General features: G+C 70.7%; 12 protein-coding genes. 9 read left to right on the forward strand and 3 right to left on the reverse strand.

Annotated elements, in window-relative coordinates; all coding sequences use genetic code 11:
* Positions 1 to 72: 72 nt before the first annotated feature.
* The 3 genes from dnaE (at position 73) to DWV08_RS02775 (ending at position 6,135) form a co-directional block, all read left to right on the forward strand.
* Entirely contained in the window at positions 73 to 3,648 is a 3,576-nt protein-coding gene (dnaE, locus tag DWV08_RS02765; protein WP_115412405.1) for a DNA polymerase III subunit alpha, read from the forward strand.
* 157 nt (positions 3,649 to 3,805) lie between these two features.
* On the forward strand, positions 3,806 to 4,780 hold the full coding sequence (locus DWV08_RS02770; RefSeq protein ID WP_115412406.1) for an endonuclease/exonuclease/phosphatase family protein: 975 nt from the start codon (positions 3,806 to 3,808) through the stop codon (positions 4,778 to 4,780).
* Positions 4,781 to 4,926: 146 nt separating this feature from the next.
* Positions 4,927 to 6,135 (forward strand): acyl-CoA dehydrogenase family protein, encoded by a 1,209-nt coding sequence (locus DWV08_RS02775; protein ID WP_115412407.1) that lies wholly within the window; start codon positions 4,927 to 4,929, stop codon positions 6,133 to 6,135.
* Positions 6,136 to 6,213: 78 nt separating this feature from the next.
* Here the strand turns inward: DWV08_RS02775 and DWV08_RS02780 are convergent, their stop codons facing one another.
* Both DWV08_RS02780 and DWV08_RS02785 read right to left on the reverse strand, forming a co-directional pair.
* Positions 6,214 to 7,242, reverse strand: a complete 1,029-nt coding sequence (locus tag DWV08_RS02780; RefSeq protein ID WP_115412408.1) for an ATP-dependent 6-phosphofructokinase — start codon at positions 7,240 to 7,242, stop codon at positions 6,214 to 6,216.
* 277 nt (positions 7,243 to 7,519) lie between these two features.
* Positions 7,520 to 9,076: a flotillin family protein gene (locus DWV08_RS02785; RefSeq protein ID WP_244923657.1), complete on the reverse strand. Its 1,557-nt coding sequence runs from the start codon at positions 9,074 to 9,076 to the stop codon at positions 7,520 to 7,522.
* 191 nt (positions 9,077 to 9,267) lie between these two features.
* On the opposite strand from DWV08_RS02785, the gene DWV08_RS02790 reads away from it, so the two are divergent.
* Positions 9,268 to 10,665, forward strand: a complete 1,398-nt coding sequence (locus DWV08_RS02790) for an MFS transporter (RefSeq protein ID WP_115412409.1) — start codon at positions 9,268 to 9,270, stop codon at positions 10,663 to 10,665.
* Between the two features lie 181 nt (positions 10,666 to 10,846).
* Here DWV08_RS02790 and pgi read toward each other — a convergent pair whose 3' ends face one another.
* On the reverse strand, positions 10,847 to 12,541 hold the full coding sequence (gene pgi / locus DWV08_RS02795; RefSeq protein ID WP_115412410.1) for a glucose-6-phosphate isomerase: 1,695 nt from the start codon (positions 12,539 to 12,541) through the stop codon (positions 10,847 to 10,849).
* Between the two features lie 230 nt (positions 12,542 to 12,771).
* Between pgi and DWV08_RS02800 the strand changes: the two genes are divergently transcribed.
* The 5 genes from DWV08_RS02800 (at position 12,772) to typA (ending at position 20,532) form a co-directional block, all read left to right on the forward strand.
* Positions 12,772 to 14,424: a peptide ABC transporter substrate-binding protein gene (locus tag DWV08_RS02800; RefSeq protein ID WP_115412411.1), complete on the forward strand. Its 1,653-nt coding sequence runs from the start codon at positions 12,772 to 12,774 to the stop codon at positions 14,422 to 14,424.
* A 122-nt stretch (positions 14,425 to 14,546) separates the two neighbouring features.
* Positions 14,547 to 15,476 (forward strand): ABC transporter permease, encoded by a 930-nt coding sequence (locus DWV08_RS02805; RefSeq protein WP_115412412.1) that lies wholly within the window; start codon positions 14,547 to 14,549, stop codon positions 15,474 to 15,476.
* Positions 15,466 to 16,422, forward strand: coding sequence for an ABC transporter permease (locus DWV08_RS02810; RefSeq protein WP_115412413.1), 957 nt, complete (start codon positions 15,466 to 15,468; stop codon positions 16,420 to 16,422). The genes DWV08_RS02805 and DWV08_RS02810 overlap by 11 nt, the downstream gene beginning before the upstream one ends.
* Complete coding sequence (locus tag DWV08_RS02815) at positions 16,419 to 18,314, forward strand: dipeptide ABC transporter ATP-binding protein (RefSeq protein WP_115412414.1); 1,896 nt, start codon at positions 16,419 to 16,421, stop codon at positions 18,312 to 18,314. The genes DWV08_RS02810 and DWV08_RS02815 overlap by 4 nt, the downstream gene beginning before the upstream one ends.
* A gap of 295 nt (positions 18,315 to 18,609) precedes the next feature.
* Positions 18,610 to 20,532, forward strand: coding sequence for a translational GTPase TypA (gene typA / locus DWV08_RS02820; RefSeq protein ID WP_115412415.1), 1,923 nt, complete (start codon positions 18,610 to 18,612; stop codon positions 20,530 to 20,532).
* Positions 20,533 to 20,535: the final 3 nt, after the last annotated feature.

The following is a 20,535-nucleotide window of genomic DNA, read 5'->3' on the forward strand; positions in this document are numbered from 1 at the left end:
GGCGCGCCAGGGTGACCTCTCCGACCCCTCGCGGGGGCGTCGGGACGGCCCGTCGGGGCTAAGCTGGTGGGCATGGCTTCCGCGGGTTCCGATGACTTCGTCCACCTCCACGTCCACACCGACTACTCGCTCCTGGACGGGGCCGCGAAGATCGACAAGCTGGTCGACGAGACCGTGCGGCAGGGGCAGTCGGCGGTCGCGATCACGGATCACGGCTACCTGTTCGGCGCCTACGAGTTCTACAAGGCGGCCACCGGCGCCGGCGTGAAGCCGATCATCGGCATCGAGGCGTATGTGACCCCCGGGACGAGTCGTCATGACCGCACCCGCACCCAGTGGGGCACCCGGGAGCAGCAGCTGGCCGGGGACGACGTCTCCGCCCGCGGCGCCTACACCCACATGACGCTGCTGTCGAAGAGCACCGCCGGGATGCACAACCTGTTCCGGCTCGGCTCCGCCGCCTCGCTGGACGGGCAGATGGGCAAGTGGCCGCGCATGGACCGCGAGATCCTCTCCCAGTACGGGGACGGGCTCATCGCCACCACCGGATGCCCCTCCGGCGAGGTGCAGACCCGCCTGCGGCTGGGCCAGTTCGACGAGGCGGTGAAGGCGGCGGGCGAGTACCAGGACATCTTCGGCACGGAGAACTACTTCGTCGAGCTGATGGACCACGGGCTCGACATCGAGAAGCGGGTCACCAAGGACCTGCTCGAGGTGGCCAAGGCCGTGGGCGCCCCGCTGGTGGCCACCAACGACCTCCACTACGTCACCGAGCAGGACGCCACCATCCAGGACGTCCTGCTGTGCATCAATTCCGGCTCCCGCCTGAACGACCCCGACCGCTTCAAGTTCGGCGGCTCCGGCTACTTCCTCAAGTCCGCGCAGCAGATGCGCGAGCTGTTCCGCGAGTTCCCCGAGGCGTGCGACAACACGCTGCGCATCGCGGAGATGTGCGAGGTGGAGTTCCGCACCACCGCCGAGGGCGCGAACTACATGCCGCGCTTCCCCACCCCGTCGGGCGAGGACGAGGAGTCCTGGTTCGTCAAGGAGGTCCAGCGCGGGCTCGAGTACCGCTACCCCGCCGGGATCCCGGACGCAGTGCAGCAGCGCGCCGACTACGAGGTCTCCGTGATCCTGCAGATGGGCTTCCCGGGCTACTTCCTGGTGGTCTCCGACTACATCAAGTGGGCGAAGGAGCAGGAGATCCGGGTGGGGCCGGGGCGAGGCTCCGGCGCCGGCTCGATGGTGGCCTACGCGATGCGGATCACCGACCTGGACCCGCTGGAGCACGGCCTCCTGTTCGAGCGGTTCCTGAACCCCGATCGCGTCTCCATGCCGGACTTCGACGTCGACTTCGACGACCGCCGCCGCGGCGAGGTGATCGAGTACGTGGAGCGCAAGTACGGCGACGACCGCATCGCGCAGGTGGTCACCTACGGCGTGATGAAGACGAAGAACTCCCTCAAGGACGCCGCGCGCGTGCTGGACTACCCCTTCGCGATGGGGGACCGCCTCTCCAAGGCGCTGCCGCCCACCGTGATGGGCAAGGACATCTCCGTCAAGGGCATCTTCGACCCGGAGGACAAGCGCTACGCGGAGGCGGGGGAGTTCCGTCGCATCCACGACGAGGACCCGGACGTGCAGAAGGTCGTCGAGATCGCCAAGGGCGTGGAGGGCCTCACCCGCGGCTGGGGCGTGCACGCCTGCGCGGTGATCATGTCCAGCGATCCGCTGGTGGACATCGTGCCGATGATGCGCCGCCCCTCCGACGGCCAGATCATCACCCAGTTCGAGTACCCCACGCTCGAGACGCTGGGCCTGCTGAAGATGGACTTCCTGGGCCTGCGCAACCTCACCGTGCTCTCCGACGCGGTGGCGAACATGGAGCGCAACGGCAAGACGCCCCCGGACCTCGAGACCCTGCCGTTCGACGACCCCGCCACCTACGAGCTGCTGCAGAAGGGGGACACGCTCGGCGTGTTCCAGCTGGACGGCTCCGGCATGCGCACCCTGCTGCGGCAGATGAAGCCGGACCAGTTCGGGGACATCACCGCCGTCTCGGCCCTGTACCGCCCCGGCCCGATGGGCATGGGCTCGCACACCAACTACGCGCTGCGCAAGAACGGGCTCCAGGAGATCACCCCGATCCATCCCGAGCTCGAGGAGCCGCTGGCGGAGATCCTCGACGAGACCTACGGCGTGCTCGTCTACCAGGAGCAGGTCATGCAGACCGCGCAGAAGGTCGCGGGGTACTCGCTCGGCGAGGCGGACATCCTGCGCCGCGCGATGGGCAAGAAGAAGAAGGCGGAGCTGGACAAGCAGTTCGTCTCCTTCGAGGCCGGCATGAAGAACAGCGGCTACTCCGATGCGGCCGTGCAGGCGCTGTGGGAGACGCTGCTGCCCTTCGCGGACTACGCCTTCAACAAGTCCCACTCCGCCGCCTACGGCGTGGTCTCCTACTGGACCGCCTATCTCAAGGCGAACCACCCCACCGAGTACATGGCGGCGCTGCTCACCTCCACCCAGGAGAACCGCGACCGGCTGGGGCTGTACCTGGGCGACTGCCGCCACCGCGGCATCACGGTGCTGCCGCCGGACGTCAACGAATCGGATCTGTACTTCTCCGCCGTCGGCGACGACATCCGCTTCGGCCTCTCCGCGATCCGCAACGTGGGCGCGCACGTGGTGGAGGAGATCATCGCCGCCCGGAAGGAGAAGGGGGCGTTCACCTCCTTCACCGACTTCCTGGACAAGGTGCCGCTGAGCGTGTGCAATAAGCGCACCATCGAATCGCTGATCAAGGGCGGCGCCTTCGACTCGATGGGGGCGAACCGCCGGTCGCTGGTGCTGATCCACGAGGACGCCGTGGACTCGGTGGTGGACGTCAAGCGCAAGGAGGCCCAGGGCCAGTACGACCTCTTCGCGGACGTCTTCGGCGGCGGGGGCGGCGCCGAGGAGGACTCGATGGCCACCGGCTCCGCCGCGACCATCACGATCCCCGATCTGCCCGAATGGGACCGCAAGGAGAAGCTCGCCTTCGAGCGGAACATGCTGGGCCTGTACGTCTCGGACCACCCGCTGTACGGGCTCGAGCACGTCATCGCGCAGAACTCCTCCACCTCGATCAGCGCGCTCGCCGACGACGGCGCCGTCGAGGACGGCTCGATGGTCACGATCGCGGGGCTGATCACCTCGCTGCAGCGCAAGACCACCAAGAAGGGCGACATGTGGGCGATCGCCACCGTCGAGGACCTCGAGGGCTCGATCGACTGCCTCATGTTCCCCTCCACTTACCAGACCGTCGCCACGGAGCTGGCGGAGGATCTGGTGGTCTCGATGAAGGGCAGGGTCGACACCTCCAAGGGCATGCCGGAGCTGCGCGTGATGGAGATGACCATCCCGGAGACCGGGGGAGGGGCCGACGGGCCCGTGGTCATCGCGCTGCCCGCCCTGCGCGCCAGCGAGCGGGTGATCACCGACCTGCGCGGCGTGCTCGAGGACAACCCCGGCGGCAGCGAGGTGCGGCTGAAGCTGCAGGAGCCCGGCCGCACCACGCTCATGCAGCTGGACAAGCGCCTCTCGGTGACGCCCTCGGCCGCGCTGTACGCCTCGTTGAAGACTCTGCTGGGACCGGGCTGCCTGCAGTGACGGTCCCGGCGGGGCGCGCGGCGGCGCAGGTACGGACCGGCCGCCACCGCGAGGCGATGGGGGTGTGGCCCGGCCGTCACCGCGCGGCGGCGGGTGCGCGGCCCGGCCGTCACCGCGCGGCGGCGGGTGCGCGGCCCGTCCGGCACTGCACGGCGCCGTGACCACCTGGCGGGTGGCGACCTGGAACATCCGCCACGGCCTGGGGCCGGACGGCCGCGTCGACCTCGAGCGCACCGCGCGGGAGATCGCCGCCCTCGGGGCCGACGTGATCGCCCTGCAGGAGGTCGACGTCGCCTTCGGCGCCCGCTCGGCGCACGAGGACCAGGCCGCCCGGCTGGGTGCGCTGCTGGGCATGTCCGTCGCCTTCGGGGCGGCCCTCGATCTGCCGCCGGAGCACGACGGGGCTCCGCGGCGCCGCTACGGCGTCGCGCTGCTGACCCGCCACGAGATCGTCTCCTCGCGCATGCACCCGCTGCCCGGCGCTCCGCTCGACGCGTGGGCCGGCACGGAGGCCGACGAGCAGGCCGGCGCGCCGGGCGCCGACGGGGACATCACCTCCCGACCCGCATCGGCTCCCGAGCCGCGCGGTGTGCTGCACGTGCGCGTGGCCGGGGCCGACGGGGCAGGCCTGGACGTGCGGGTCACCCATCTCGACGCCACCCATCGTGCGCACCGCGCCGTCCAGGTGCAGGAGCTCGTGAGCCTCGTGGCGGCGGGGGAGCGGACCGGATGCGGAAGCGCTCCCGACGGGATCGGAGCGGCCGTGCTGCTGGGCGACCTGAACGCGGAGCCCACGGCGCCGGAGCTGACGGCGCTGCCCCGTGCCGGGTGGCGCGAGGCGGCCGATCAGCTCCTGCACCGTCGCGGCGCGCACGGGCCCGTCCGAGCGGACCGGGCGGACCGAGCGGTCCGGCTGCTCGAGGGAGGCCGTCGCCTGCTCGGCGCGCTCCGTGCACTGTGCGGGGTGCCGGGGCGCCGACCGGACCGCGCCACCCACCCCGCCCGGTTCCCCCTGCGCCGTCTCGACCAGGTGTGGCTGCGGGGCGGCGTCACGGCGACATCGCTCGAGGTGGGCGGGCGCGGCTCCTCCGACCACCGGCCGGTGGTGGCCACGCTGCGCCTCGAGCGCTGAGCCCCACGGCAGTCCCCTCGCGGCCACGGGTCCGGACCCGGCCGTGCCGGTCACGGTCCCGGCGGGCGGCCGGGGGCGGGGATCGGCGCGGCCTCCGTGTCGAGAGCGACACGGCCGCGCTCTGGCCGGTGCTCTAGCGTGGTCCCATGAGTCTCTCCGCCGACGATCTGCTGCCCGACTCCCTGCTGGAGACCTTCCGCGAGCGCGCGGCGGTCCATGATCGGGAGAACACCTTCCCCGAGGACGACCTCGCCGACCTGCGCGACCGCGGCTATCTGCGCCTTCTGGTGCCCTCCGAGCTCGGCGGCACCGGCGCGAGCCTGCTCCAGGCCTCCCGCATCCAGCGTCGCCTCGCCGGGGCCGCCCCGGCCACGGCGCTCGCGCTGAACATGCATCTGGTGGTCACCGGGGCCGCTCTGCACGCCCACCGTCTGGGCGTCGAGGCGGTGCGGCCGATCCTGGAGGACGCCGCCGCGGACCGTCTGTTCGCGTTCGGCATCTCCGAAGCCGGCAACGATGCCATGCTGTTCGACTCCTCCACCCGGGCGGACGCACAGGACGGCGGCGGCTTCCGCCTCACCGGCACCAAGATCTTCACCTCGGCCGCCCCGGTGTGGGACCGCCTGGTCGCCCACGGCCGCGTCGCCGAGGCCACCGAGCGCGATCCTCGGCTGGTGTTCGGCGTCCTCGAGCGCAGCGAGGCGGTCGAGGTGCTCGACGACTGGGACACCCATGGCATGCGCGCCACCCAGTCCCGCACCACCCGCCTGCACGGGGCGGAGTTCCCGGCCGAGCGCCTGCTGGCCACCACGCCCGTCGGCCCCAACCCCGACCCCTTCGTGAGGGGGATCTTCGGGGCGTTCGAGCTGCTGATCGCCTCGGTGTACCTGGGCATCGCCGAGCGCGCGATCACCGTGGGAAGCCGCGTGGCCGCCACCCGCCGCAGCGCCACCAAGGGGATCGTCCACGCCGACGACCCCGACATCCGGTGGCGCCTGGCCGATGCGGCGATCGCCGTGGACGGCGCCCTGCTGCAGTGCGAGAAGGTCGTCGCGGACCTCGACGCCCTGGGCACGGGGGAGGAGGGGCCCGGCGTCACGGACCACGGGGCGCGCTGGTTCCTGCACTTCTCCGGCGTCAAGGCCCGCGCCACCGAGGCGGCGATCGGCGCCGTGGACCAGGTGCTGCGTGCCAGCGGCGGCGCCCAGTTCTTCCGCCGCAGCGAGCTGGAGCGCCTGTCCCGGGACGTGCGCGCGGCGATGTACCACCCCTCCGACGAGGAGTCCGTGCACGCCTCCTACGCCAAGGCGCTGCTGGGCGAGATCGGCGAGACCCGCACCGAGCTGCCCCGGTGAGGAGCCGCTCCGCGGGCGATGCGCCGGTGCGTGCTCACGGGCGCCGGCACCGGGACACCGCGCGATGCAGAAGAGGGCTCAGCCGAACAGCACCTCCGCCTCGCGCCAGCGGGACTCCGGCACGCGCTTGACGCTGTCGATCGCCTCGGTGAGCGGCACGTCCACGATCTCGGTGCCGCGCAGCGCGACCATGCGGCCGAACCGGCCGTGGTGCACGAGATCCACCGCGGAGGTGCCCAGGCGCGTGGCGAGCACCCGGTCGTAGCCGGTGGGCTCCCCGCCGCGCTGGATGTGGCCCAGCACCGTCGCCCGGGACTCGATCCCCAGACGCTCCTCGATCAGCGGCGCCAGCACCTGCGCCACTCCGCCGAACCGCGGGCGGCCGAACTCGTCGAGGTCGTAGTCCATGAACCGCTCCGGGGCGTCCGAGGGCACGAACCCCTCGGCGACCACCACCAGCGGCGCCCGCCCCCGATCGAAGGCGGACTTCACGTACTGGCAGATCTCGCCGATCGTCAGCGGGAACTCGGGCAGGCAGATCACGTGGGCGCCGGCGGCCATCCCGGAGTGCAGCGCGATCCAGCCCACGCTGCGCCCCATCACCTCCGCCACCATGCAGCGGTGGTGGGAGTCGCCGGTCATCCGCAGCCGGTCCAGCGCCTCGGTCGCGATCTCCACCGCCGTGTTGAAGCCGAACGTGTAGTCGGTCGCGTCCAGATCGTTGTCCACCGTCTTCGGCACCCCCACCACCGGGATGCCGGCCTCGGAGAGTCGGTTGGCGGTGTACAGCGTGCCGTCGCCGCCGATCGCGATGATCGCGTCCATGTCGTGCTCGTCCAGTTGGCGTCGCACGAGCGCGGCGCCGTCCTCGCCGTCGGCGAAGGGGTTGGAGCGCGAGGTGCCCAGGATCGTGCCGCCCAGGCGGCCGATGCCGCGCACCCGGCGCCGCGGCAGCGTCATCCAGTCGTCCTCGATGACGCCGCGCCACCCGTCGCGGAAGCCGATGAACTCGTCCTCGAAGAGCTTGTCGCCCTTGATCACGGCGCCGCGGATCACGGCGTTCAGGCCGGGGCAGTCGCCGCCGGAGGTCAGGATGCCGATCTTCATGGGAGTCTCATCTCTCGTCGAGCACAGGGGCGGTGACCGAAGTGTCCACGGCCACTCTATGGCCGTGGGCGCGGCCGCGGCAGGGCCGCTCGTCCCGGCGGACGGACGACCGCGCGGCAGGGCCGCTCGCCCGGTCGCCGGGCGGCGGGATGCACCGACTCGCGGGACGGGCGCCCTGTGCCGGGGCCGAGCGGCGGGACGGAGAAGCGCCCCGGCTCCGTGGCGGAGCCGGGGCGCTGACCCGGGTGCGTCGGCCGGGCGCCGACGAGCCGCGAGCTCAGTCGGCGTCGTCCTCCGTGCGGACCGCGCCGCCGGCGACCTCGGGGCGGGCCGTGTTCCCGGCGTGGCCGGTCTGCTCGGCCTGCTCGCGCACCTCGCGCCCGCCGTTGGCGGCACGCTGGAGCGTGTCCTGGAAGTCCACGCCGGTGGTGGACTTGACCATGTCGAGCACCTGGGCGAGGCCCAGCGAGATGTTCTGCCCGATCTTCGCCTCGCCGTCGGTGGAGAACACCGAGAGGTTGGAGATGTTCGAGTAGGGGGCGGCCAGCTCGTTGGCGACGGTGGGCAGCACCTCGAGCACCTGACCCAGCACGGCGGCGTCGTTGAACTGCTTGTACGCCTCCGCGCGGGCGCGGGTGGTCTCCGCCTCCGCGTCGCCCTTGGCGCGGATCGCCGCGCCCTCGGCCTCGCCCTTGGCGCGCAGGGACGCGGCCTCGGCCTCGCCCTCGAGGCGCACGGCCTCGGCGTCCTTCGAACGGCGCTGCAGCTCCACCTCGGCCTCGGCGCGGCCGCGGGCCTCGATGGCGTGCGCCTCCGCGTCCGCGGTGACCTTCCTCGACTCGGCGCGGTTGCGCTCGTCGGTCAGCTCGGCCTCGGAGTCGGCGATGCGGGCGTACTTCTTGGAGTCCGCGTCCTGCTGCTCGGCGTAGCGCTTCGCCTCGGCCGGCTTGTGGACCTCGGCGATCAGCTGCTTCTCGCGCAGGTCGTTGTTGCGGACCGCGATGAGCTCTTCCTGCTCGATGATCTTCTGCTGCTGTGCGGCGCGGGCCAGGGGACCGGCGGCGTCGGCGATCGCCTGGCGCGCGTCGGTCTCCTCCTTGATCTCCGCGTTGCGCAGGTCGAAGGCCTGCTTCGACTCCGCCTCCTGCTGGAGGTTCACATTCTTGGCCTGGGTGGACTCGCGGTTCGCGTCCGATTCGGCGATCGCCGCCCGCTTGGCGACCAGGGCAGCCTCCGGGCGCCCCCAGTCGCGCAGGTAGGAGCCGTCGTCCTCCACGGCGGAGATCTGGAAGGTGTCGATCACCAGGCCCTGGTTGTTCATCGAGTGCTCGGCCTCGGCCTGCACCTGGCTGGCGAAGGAGGCGCGGTCGCGGATGATCTGCTCGACGGTGAGGGTGCCCACCACGGCGCGCAGGGTGCCGGAGAGGATCTCCTGCGTGTAATGGTCGATCTGCCCCTGCTGGTCGAGGAAGCGCTGGGACGCCTTGCGCACGTCCTCGATGTTGCCGCCCACCTTCACCTGCGCCACCCCTCGCAGGCGCAGGAAGATGCCGTTCATCGAGTAGCCCTCGACCTCCACCGGGATCTGGCGGGAGCTGAGGCTCAGCACGAAGGCGCGGTCGAAGATCGGGCGCACGATGGCGCGGCCGCCGATCACCACGCGCGCGCCGCCGGACTCGAGGTCCACGTCGCCCGCCTTGGTGCCGCGGCCGGTGATGATCAGTGCTTCGTTCGGTGCGGCGATGCGGTAGCTGCGCACCAGCACGAGCAGCAGGATCAGGATGATGAGTGCGACGACGATGACGCCGCCGACCAGCGGTATCAAGGCTTCCATGGGTTCCCCTCGGTCAGTTCAGACATGCCGCGGTCGATTCTTCCATCACGGTGCCCTTCATGGGAGCGCATTCCGTGACCAGGGCTCGCTGCGCGGGATCCGGGGGCACGCGGGCCGCCCCACCCTCCGAGAGTCTCACCATGCGGAGGCGACGTCCGCATGGCAGAACGTCGGGTCTAGCGTCGCGCGCCGTGACCACTCAGCACGCCTCCGCCCGCACCAGCCCGCCCACCGCCCCGGCGAACTCCCGGGGCCGGGTCATCACCGCCTCGATGGTGGGCACCACCATCGAGTTCTTCGACTTCTATGCCTACGCCACCGCGGCCTCGCTCGTCTTCCCGGCGCTGTTCTTCCCCACCCAGACCCCGGCCAATCAGCTGCTGAGCTCCTTCGCGGTGTTCGGCGTGGCCTTCGTGGCCCGGCCGCTCGGCTCCCTGGTGTTCGGCCACTTCGGGGACCGGGTGGGGCGCAAGGCCACCCTGGTGGCGAGCCTGCTGGTGATGGGAGTGGCGACCTTCCTCATCGGGGTGCTGCCCACAGCCTCCACCCCCGGGTTCGCGGTGCTGGCGCCGGCGATCCTGGTGCTGCTGCGCTTCTGCCAGGGCATCGGCCTGGGCGGCGAGTGGTCCGGCGCGGCGCTGCTGGCCACCGAGAACGCTCCGCCCGGTAAGCGCGCCCTGTACGGCACGTTCCCGCAGCTCGGCGCCCCTCTCGGCTTCATCCTCTCGAACCTGCTGTTCGTGCTGCTCAGCGTGCAGCTCAGCGATGAGCAGTTCATGGCCTGGGGCTGGCGCGTGCCGTTCCTGCTCTCCTCGATCCTGGTGGTGGTGGGGCTCTGGGTGCGGCTGAAGCTGATGGAGTCCCCGGCCTTCCAGAAGGTGCTCGACGAGCAGCGGGTCGCCGCCGTGCCGATCGCGCGCGTGTTCCGCACCGCCTGGAGGCCGCTGGTGCTCGCCACCCTCGCGATGGTGGCCACCTACGTGCTCTTCTACCTGATGACCGCCTTCCTCATGGTGGTGGGCACCACCTCGGCCGACGAGGGCTCCGCCCGCGCGGCGGCGGAGGCGGCCGGCGACGGCTTCGACGCCTCGAGCTTCGTGCCCGGCCTGGGCTATGCGCGTCCCGACTTCCTCACCATGCTCATCATCGGAGTGGTGTTCTTCGGGATCTTCACCGTGGTCTCCGGCCCGCTCGCGGACCGGCTGGGCCGCAAGCGCCTGCTGCTCGCCGTCACCGCCGGGATCGGCGTCTTCGGCCTGCTGCTGGACCCGCTGATGCACGCCGGGACGGCGGGCGTGATGGCGGCGCTGATCCTCGGCTTCACGCTGATGGGGCTCACCTTCGGCCCGATGGCCGCATTCCTGCCAGAGATGTTCCGGGCCGACGTGCGCTACACCGGCAGCGCCGTGGGCTACAACATGGCCTCGGTGATCGGTGCCGCCCCCGCGCCCTACGCCATGATCGCGCTGTGGCAGCTGCAGGGCGGCGGGCTGCTGCTGGTGGGCTGCTACCTGGTGCTGGCCGCGGTGATCACGCTGGTGGCGCTGCTGCTCGGCGGGGAGACCCGCGAGGTGGACTACCTGGCCTGAGCGGGGCTGTCCATGAAAGGGACGTGAGCGGCACGAGACCTGCATATGGCAGGTCTCGTGCCGCTCACGTCCCGTCGGCGGGCAGGGCCGGGGCCGGGTCCAGAGCCGGTGGCCCGGGGTCAGGTCCGGGGCCTGTGCGCCGGTGCCCCACGGACCCGCAGACCCGCAGGCCCGGTAAGGCTCAGCCCTTGCGGTGGTCCCGGTAGTACCGGATCAGCCCGGCGGTGGAGGGGTCCTCGGCGGCGATCGCGGACTCGTCCCCGGCGACCGCGCCGGCGAGACCCTTCGCCAGCTGCTTGCCGAGCTCTACGCCCCACTGGTCGAAGGAGTTGATGCCCCACACCGCGCCCTGCACGAAGGTGATGTGCTCGTACAGCGCGATCAGCTGGCCCAGCACGGAGGGGGTGAGCTTCGGCGCCATGATCGAGGTGGTGGGGCGGTCGCCGGAGAACTCGCGGGCGGCCACCAGCGGGCCCTCGGTGCCCTCGGCCCGCACCTCCTCGGCCGTCTTGCCGAAGGCCAGCGCCTTCGTCTGGGCGAAGAAGTTCGCCAGGAACAGCTCGTGGACGTCCTGCTCCCCGTCGGCCAGGGCGTGGTCCGGGGTGGCGAAGGCGATGAAGTCCGCCGGGATCACGCGCGTTCCCTGGTGGATCAGCTGGTAGAAGGCGTGCTGTCCGTTGGTGCCGGGCTCGCCCCAGAACACCTCGCCGGTCTCGGTGGTGGCCAGCGAGCCGTCCCAGCGCACGCCCTTGCCGTTGGACTCCATGGTGAGCTGCTGGAGGTAGGCGGGGAAGCGGTGGAGGTACTGCGAGTAGGGGAGCACCGCGTGGGTCTCCGCCTCCAGGAAGTTCACGTTCCAGATGTTCAGCAGGCCCATCAGCAGCGGCACGTTCTGCGCCGACGGGGCGGTGCGGAAGTGCTCGTCCATCGCATGGAAGCCAGCCAGCAGCTCCTCGAAGGTCTCCGGGCCCAGTACCACGGCGAGCACGGTGCCGATCGCGGAGTCCACCGAGTAGCGGCCGCCCACCCAGTCCCAGAAGCCGAAGGCGTTCCGCTCGTCGATCCCGAACTCGGCCACCTTGTCCAGCGCGGTGGAGACGGCCACGAAGTGCTTCGCGACAGCCTCCGCCTCCTGCTCGGGGGTGAGCCCGGCGTTCTCGCGCAGGGTCTCCAGCAGCCACTGCCGCACCAAGCGCGCGTTGGTGAGCGTCTCGAGGGTGGTGAAGGTCTTCGAGGCGACGATCACCAGGGTGGTCTCGGGGTCGAGGTCGCGCGTGGTCTCGTACGCGTCGGTGGGGTCGATGTTCGACAGGAAGCGCGCGGTGAGCCCGTCCTGCGCATGGGGCTTCAGCGCCTCGTAGACCATCACGGGGCCGAGGTCGCTGCCGCCGATGCCGATGTTCACCACGGACTCGATGCGCTTGCCGGTCACGCCGGTCCACTCCCCGGAGCGGACCTTCCGGGCGAACTCGTGCACGCGGTGCAGGGTCTCGCGCACGTCCTGGTCGATGTCCTGCCCGTCGACGGTCAGGGAGGGGGAGGAGCCGGCCGGGCGGCGCAGCGCGGTGTGCAGCACCGCGCGGTCCTCGGTGGTGTTGATGTGCGCGCCGGCGAACATGGCGTCCCGCCGCTCCTCGACGCCCACCTCGCGGGCGAGCTGGAGCAGCAGCTCCACCGTGCGCGGTGTGACCAGGTTCTTGGAGAGGTCGACGTGCAGATCCGCCGCCTCGTGCGTGAAGCGCTCGGCGCGGCGGGGATCCTCGGCGAACCATTCGCGCAGGGAGCCCTCGAGCTCGAGATCGTGCGCCTCGAGCTCGGCCCAGGCGTCGGTGGTGGTGGGGTCGACGGGTGCGGTGGAGGCATCGGGAGAAGTCATACGACCATTGAACACCGCCGGGTCGCGTTCCGGCGGCTCCGCCCGCCGGCAGGGCGATCCACCCCGTCGACGACGCCGTCGCGGAGCCTCGTGACCTCATCGTTACCAGCGACGAGACCGAAGCGTTACCGATAGATGGAATGCAGTTGACATCTCAGGGTGCAGACTGTGACTGGTACCGCACACAGACAGGTCGTGCGGATCACGATCTCGAGCACCCAGGAGAACCCATGGCCATCTCGCGCCGATCAATGATGCTGGGCACCGCCGCCGGCGGCGCCGCCGCGCTCACCCTCGCCGCCTGCGGCGGCGACGACGGCGGCAGCGGCGGCGGCTCCGGGGCCGGCGGCGGCTCCGGCGAGCCGATCTACGCGAACACCACCGAGCCGGAGAACCCGCTGATCCCCACCAACACCGGTGAGGTGGGCGGCGGCCGCATCGTCACGATGCTGTTCGCCGGTCTCGTCTACTACACGGCGGACGGCTCCGCCGAGAACGACATCGCCGAGTCCATCGAGTCCGAGGACAACCAGAACTGGACCATCACGATCCGTGAGGGCCTGACCTACTCCGACGGCTCCACCCCGATCACCGCGCAGGACTTCGTCGACGCCTGGAACTTCGGCGCCAACGCGGCCAACGCCCAGATCGGCCAGTACTTCTTCGAGCCCTTCGAGGGCTACGAGGAGCTCTCCGCGGAGGACGTCGCCGAGGACGCGACCCTCTCCGGCCTCGAGGTGGTCGACGACCTCACCTTCACGGCCCGCCTGGTCTCCCCGCAGTCGGACTTCCCCACCCGTCTGGGCTACTCGGCCTACATGCCGCTGCCGCCCAGCGCCTTCGACGACATCGAGGCGTACGGCGAGTCGCCCCTGGCCAACGGCCCGTACATCCTCGAGTCCTGGAGCCACGACACGGAGCTGGTGCTGGTCCCCAACGAGCACTACGACGGGCCCCGCGCCCCGCAGAACTCCGGCATCACCTTCACGGTCTACCAGGACCCGGAGACCCTCTACCTCGATCTGCAGTCGGACAACGTGGACGTGGTGGACCAGCTGCCCGGCTCCGCGCTCGCCACCTTCGAGGACGATCTCGGCGACCGTGCCGTCAACGATCCCGGCGCCGTCTTCCAGTCGATCACCCTGCCCGGCTACGACAAGAACTTCGAGGGCGAGGCCGGCACGCTCCGCCGCCGGGCGATCTCCCGGGCGATCGACCGCCAGTCGATCTGCGACAACCTCTTCTTCGGCACCCGCACCCCGGCCACGGACTTCGTCTCCCCGGTGGTCCCCGGCGGCGGCGCCACCGACATTCCCGGCTCCGAGGTGCTCGAGTTCGACGAGGCCGAGGCGAAGAAGCTGTGGGACGAGGCCGAGGCCATCACCCCGTTCGAGGGCCCGCTCACCCTGGCCTACAACTCGGACGGCCCCCACGCCGACTGGGTCGAGGCGGTCTGCAACTCGCTGAGCAACGTGCTCGGCATCGACGCCCAGCCCACCCCCTTCGCCGCCTTCGGCGAGATGCGCGAGCAGATCCGTGCCCGTGAGCTCCAGGGGACCTGGCGCTCCGGCTGGCAGGCGGACTACCCCTCGGCCTACAACTTCCTCGGCCCGCTGTACGGCAGCGCCGCCGCGGACGGCAACGGCAGCAACGACGGGGACTACAAGAACCCCGACTTCGACCAGCTGCTCTCCGACGGCCTCGCGGCCGAGACGGAGGAGGAGGCCATCGCGCTGTGGAAGGAGGCCGAGGCGCTGCTGATGCGGGACCTGCCGGTGCTGCCGCTCTGGTACCAGAACACCATCGGCGGCTACTCCACGCTCGTCTCCGACGTCGAGTACGGCTGGGACACCGTGCCGCTGTACCACCAGGTCACCAAGTGATCCGCTGACCCTCCCCGTCACAGCGGGAACCGGTATGCTCCGGTTCCCGCTGTGGTGTGTCCGGCTCCGGCCGGTCTGCTCCACCAGGCCCACGCGGCCCCTCCTCCATCGAAAGGAACGACGTGCTCTGGTACATCGGGCGGCGACTGCTGCAGATGATCCCCGTCTTCCTCGGCGCCACCCTGATCGTCTACCTGATGGCGTTCTACACCTCGGGTGACCCGATCCTCGCCCTCGCCGGCGACAAGCCCATCTCCCCGGCCGTCGAGCAGCAGCTGCGCGAGCAGTACAACCTCGACAAGCCCGTGCTCGTGCAGTGGCTGATCTATCTGAAGAACGTGCTCACGTTCGATCTCGGGGTCGGTTTCAACGGCCGGCCGATCATGGACCAGATCGCGGCGGCCTTCCCCACCACGGCCCGCCTCGCGATCATCGCCGTGGTCATCGAGACGCTCTTCGGCGTGATCGCCGGCGTGATCTCCGGGCTGCGCAAGGGCAAGCTCATCGACACCACGCTGCTGATGCTCTCGCTGCTGCTGATCGCCACCCCCACCTTCGTGCTCGGCTTCCTCGCGCAGTTCGTCTTCGGCCTCCAGCTCGGCATCGCCCCGATCAACGTCGGCCGCGACCCGTCCTGGGTGAACCTGCTGCTGCCGGGCTTCGTGCTCGGCGGCGTCTCCTTCGCCTACGTGCTGCGCCTGACCCGCACCTCGATCGCGGAGACCGCGGAGGCCGATCACGTGCGCACCGCGACCGCGAAGGGCCTCTCCCGCGGCGGCGTGGTCTCCAAGCACATCCTGCGCAACTCCCTGATCCCGGTGCTCACCTTCATCGGTGCGGACCTGGGCGCCCTGATGGGCGGCGCGATCGTCACCGAGCGAGTGTTCAACGTCCCCGGCATCGGCACCCTGCTGTTCTCCTCGATCATCTCGGGGGAGTCCCCGATGATCGTGTCGCTGGTGACGCTGCTGGTGATCATCTTCCTGCTGTCCAACCTCGTCGTGGACCTGCTCTACGGCGTGCTCGACCCGAGGATCCGCTATGCCAAGTGACACTCAGAAGTCCCGCCGTCCCGAGGCGGAGCACTGGGTCGCGCCCCTCGCGGAGACCCCGCTGCAGGAGGTCGACGCGGCCGACACCACCACCGCGCCCCGCTCGCTGTGGGCCGAGGCCGGTCACAGCCTGATCCGCAACCCCGTGTTCGTGATCTCCGCGCTGCTGATCCTGTTCGTGCTCTTCGTCGCCGTGTTCCCGCAGGTGTTCACCTCGCAGGATCCGCGCTTCGGCGACCTGGGACGGGCCAACCAGCCGCCCGGGCCCGAGCATCCCTTCGGCACCTCGCGCCAGGGCTACGACATCATGGCGCGCACCTTCTGGGGTGCACGCACCTCGGTGATCATCGGGTTCTTCGCCATGATCGGCTCCACGCTGATCGGCGGCACCCTGGGTGCGCTCGCCGGGTACCTCGGCGGATGGTTCGACGAGGTCCTCTCCCGGGTCACCGACATCTTCTTCGCGGTCCCGCTGATCCTGGGCGCGATCGTGGTGGCCACCCGGCTCGGCTCCATGAACATGCTCACGGTGATCCTGGTGCTGAGCGTGTTCGGCTGGACCAACGTCGCGCGCATCATGCGCGGGTCGGTGATCTCGACGAAGAGCCAGGACTTCGTGACGTCCTCCGTGGCGCTCGGCGCCTCGAGCCGCACGGTGCTGCTCAAGCACGTGATCCCCAATGCGATCGCGCCCGTGATCGTCACGGCGACCGTGAACCTGGGCGTCTTCATCGTCGCCGAGGCCACGCTCTCCTTCCTCGGCGTGGGCCTGCCCACGAGCGCCGTCTCCTGGGGCGGCGACATCGCCGACGCGCGCGACGCTCTGCGCACCCAGCCGTCGATGCTGTTCTACCCCTCCGTGGCGCTCGCGATCACCGTGCTGAGCTTCATCATGCTCGGCGACGCGGTGCGCGACGCCCTGGACCCGAAGGCGAGGAAGCGATGACCACGACCTCCGTCACCCCCACCCCGGCCGGGGCCCCCTCCGACCCCGCACGGCCCCTGCTCGAGATCTCGGACCTCGAGATCACGTTCTCGACGTCCAACGGGCCGGTCAAGGGCGTGCGCAGCGCCTCGCTCGAGGTCTACCCGGGCGAGACCGTCGCGATCGTCGGCGAGTCCGGCTCGGGCAAGTCCACCACCGCGATGGCGATCGCCCACCTGCTGGCCAAGAACGGCGCCATCACCGGCGGGAAGATCCTCTTCGAGGGCCGCGACATCACCCATGTCTCCGAGAAGGAGATCCGGGTGCTGCGCGGCGACCAGGTGGGCCTGGTCCCGCAGGATCCGATGAGCAACCTGAACCCGATGTGGCGCGTGGGCAGCCAGATCCGCGAGACGCTCGTGGCCAACGGCGTCGCTAAGGGCGCCGAGGCGAAGGCGCGCACCGTGGAGCTGCTCCAGGAGGCGGGCCTCTCGGACGCCGAGCGTCGTGCCCTGCAGTACCCGCACGAGTTCTCCGGCGGCATGAAGCAGCGCGCCCTGATCGCGATGGGCCTGGCCGCCCGGCCCAAGCTGCTGGTGGCCGACGAGCCCACCAGCGCCCTGGACGTCACGGTCCAGCAGCAGATCCTCGACCACCTCGACCACCTCACCGGGGAGCTCGGGGTGGCGGTGCTGCTGATCACCCACGACCTGGGCCTCGCCGCCGAGCGTGCCCAGCACCTGGTGGTGATGTACAAGGGGCAGGTGGTCGAGTCCGGTCCGGCGCTCGAGCTGCTGCAGGACCCGCAGCACCCGTACACCAAGCGACTGATCGGCTCGGCACCCTCGCTCGCCTCGCGACGGCTGGTCTCCGCGACCGAGCGCGCCGCGGTGCGGGAGCAGGCGCAGGAGCACGCCCAGAAGCACGCCGACGACGACTCGCCGGCCACGGCGCCGGCCGTCGAGGAGCAGGGCCCGGAGTTCGGCGACCGGTCCCCGGACGCCGACGCCGTCATCGAGGTGCAGAACCTCAGCAAGTCCTTCCCCATCCGGGGGAAAGTGCCGTGGAGGTCCACCCCGTTCCTCGCGGTGGACGACGTCTCCTTCGCGATCCCGCGCGGCACCACCACGGCGATCGTGGGGGAGTCGGGGTCCGGCAAGTCCACGGTCGCCCAGATGGTGCTCAAGCTCCTCGAGCCCACCTCGGGCCGGGTGCTGATCGACGGCCGCGACCTCCACGACGTGCGCGGCAAGGAGCTCAAGGCGCTGCGCCGCAGGGTGCAGCCGATCTTCCAGAACCCGTACGGCACGCTCGACCCGATGTACTCGATCTTCCGCACCATCGAGGAGCCGATGCGCCTGCACGGCATCGGGGACGCGGCGAGCCGGGAGGCGAAGGTGCGGGACCTGCTGGACAAGGTCGCGCTGCCGGCGGCGATGATGCGCCGCTTCCCCAACGAGCTCTCCGGCGGTCAGCGCCAGCGCGTCGCGATCGCGCGGGCGCTCGCCCTCGACCCCGAGGTGGTGATCTGCGACGAGGCCGTCTCGGCGCTGGACGTGCTGGTCCAGGCCCAGGTGCTCGAGCTGCTCAACGACCTGCAGGGCGAGCTGGGCCTGAGCTACCTGTTCATCACCCACGACCTCGCGGTGGTGCGACAGATCGCGGACAGCACCGTGGTGATGGAGAAGGGCCGGATCGTGGAGCAGGGGACCACCGACGAGGTGTTCCACTCCCCGCAGCGCGACTACACCAAGCGCCTGCTGGCGGCGATCCCCGGCGGCTCGATCCCGCTGGCGGGCTCCGAGACGATCGACGTCGAGGCGCCGGTGCGTGTCGCGGACGAGAGCGGCGACGAGGGCGGCGAGGGGCCGGATGACATCATCGACCCCTTCGCGCAGGCCGGCCACGTCTGAGCGAGGAGCGGCCCGGCCCTGCGCCGGATCCTCGGAGCCCCGTCGGCAGCTGCCGGCGGGGCTCCGTCGTCCCCGCGCGGGCTCCGTCGTCCTCGCGAGGCCGTCGTGGGAGCCGCCGGGAGGCGTGGCGTCCTGCCCGTCGCGCCGCGGCGCGTCGAAACTCTCATCCCCGCACCGGTCGCAGGGCGATCCCGCCCGGTAGACTCGCCGCGGCCCTTCAGCGGGCCGCACTCGATGCGGCCGGGCGCTGCTCGGTCGAGACCCGCCGCCGCACCCCTGAAACGAGCATCTGCGTATGACCATCCAGCACCGCACAGACCTGCGAAACGTCGCCATCGTCGCCCACGTGGACCACGGCAAGACCACCCTCGTGGACGCCATGCTCACCCAGGGCGGCGCCTTCGGGGAGCGCGACAAGCACGACGAGCGGGCGATGGACTCCGGCGAGCTGGAGCGCGAGAAGGGCATCACGATCCTCGCCAAGAACACGGCGATCCGGTACACCGGCCCGTCGGCCGCGGCGATCGGGGAGTCCGACGGCATCACCATCAACGTCATCGACACCCCCGGCCACGCCGATTTCGGCGGCGAGGTGGAGCGCGGTCTGTCGATGGTGGACGGCGTGGTGCTACTGGTGGACGCCTCCGAGGGCCCGCTCCCGCAGACCCGCTTCGTGCTGCGCAAGGCCCTGGCCGCGAAGCTGCCCGTCATCCTCGTGGTGAACAAGGTGGACCGCCCCGACGCCCGCATCGAGGAGGTCGTGGGCGAGGCCACCGACCTGCTGCTGGGCCTCGCCTCGGACCTCGCCGAGGAGATCGACGACATCGACCTCGACGCCGTGCTCGACGTGCCGGTCGTCTACGCCTCCGGCAAGGCGGGGCGCGCCTCCACCACCCAGCCCACCGACGGCACCCTCCCCGACGAGGAGACGGTCGAGGCGCTGTTCAAGACCATCCTCGAGTCGATCCCGGCCCCGAGCTACGACGACGAGATGCCGCTGCAGGCGCACGTCACCAACCTCGACGCCTCCCCGTTCCTGGGCCGTCTGGCGCTGCTGCGCATCAAGAACGGCGAGCTCACCAAGGGGCAGCAGGTGGGCTGGTGCACGCAGGACGGCACCGTCAAGCAGGTCAAGATCACCGAGCTGCTGGAGACCAAGGGCCTCTCCCGCGAGCCGATGACCCGCGCCGCGCGCCCCGGCGACATCGTCGCCGTCGCCGGCATCCCCGAGATCATGATCGGCGAGACCCTCGCGGACCTCTCCGACCCCCGCCCGCTGCCGCTAATCACGATCGACGACCCGGCGATCTCGATGACCATCGGCATCAACACCTCGCCGCTGGCGGGCAAGAACGGCAAGGGTCACAAGCTCACCGCGCGCCAGGTGAAGGACCGCCTCGACCAGGAGCTCGTGGGCAACGTGTCCCTGAAGGTGCTGCCCACCGAGCGCCCCGACGCGTGGGAGGTGCAGGGCCGCGGCGAGCTGGCCCTGTCCATCCTGGTGGAGCAGATGCGCCGCGAGGGCTTCGAGCTCACCGTCGGCAAGCCCAAGGTCCTCACCCGCACGATCGACGGTGCGATCCACGAGCCCGTGGAGCGGATGACGGTGGACGTCCCCGAGGAGTACCTCGGCACCGTCACCCAGCTGATGGCCTCCCGCAAGGGACGCATGGAGACGATGAGCAACCACGGCTCCGGCTGGGTGCGCATGGAGTTCATCGTCCCGGCCCGCGGCCTGATCGGCTTCCGCACCCGCTTCATGACGGAGACCCGCGGCAACGGCATCGCCTCCTCCTACGCCGACGGCTTCGAGCCGTGGATGGGCGAGATCGAGTTCCGCGCCACCGGCTCCCTGGTCGCCGACCGCGCCGGGAACGTCACGCCGTTCGCGATGATCAACCTGCAGGAGCGCGGCTCCTTCTTCGTCGAGCCCACCTCCGAGGTGTACGCCGGTCAGATCGTGGGGGAGAACTCCCGCAACGAGGACATGGACGTCAACATCACCAAGGAGAAGAAACTGACGAACATGCGCGCGGCCTCCTCGGACTCCTTCGAGAACCTGGTGCCGCCGCGGAAGCTGACCCTCGAGGAGTCGCTCGAGTTCGCCGGCGAGGACGAGTGCGTGGAGGTGACGCCCGAGATCGTGCGGATCCGCAAGGTGATCCTCGACGCCACCGAGCGCCGCCGTGCGCAGTCGAAGGCGAAGTCGGGGCGGTGACCC

Origin of the sequence: Brachybacterium saurashtrense, from assembly GCF_003355475.1 — a bacterium.
In the GTDB taxonomy this organism is placed as follows: Bacteria; Actinomycetota; Actinomycetes; order Actinomycetales; family Dermabacteraceae; genus Brachybacterium; species Brachybacterium saurashtrense.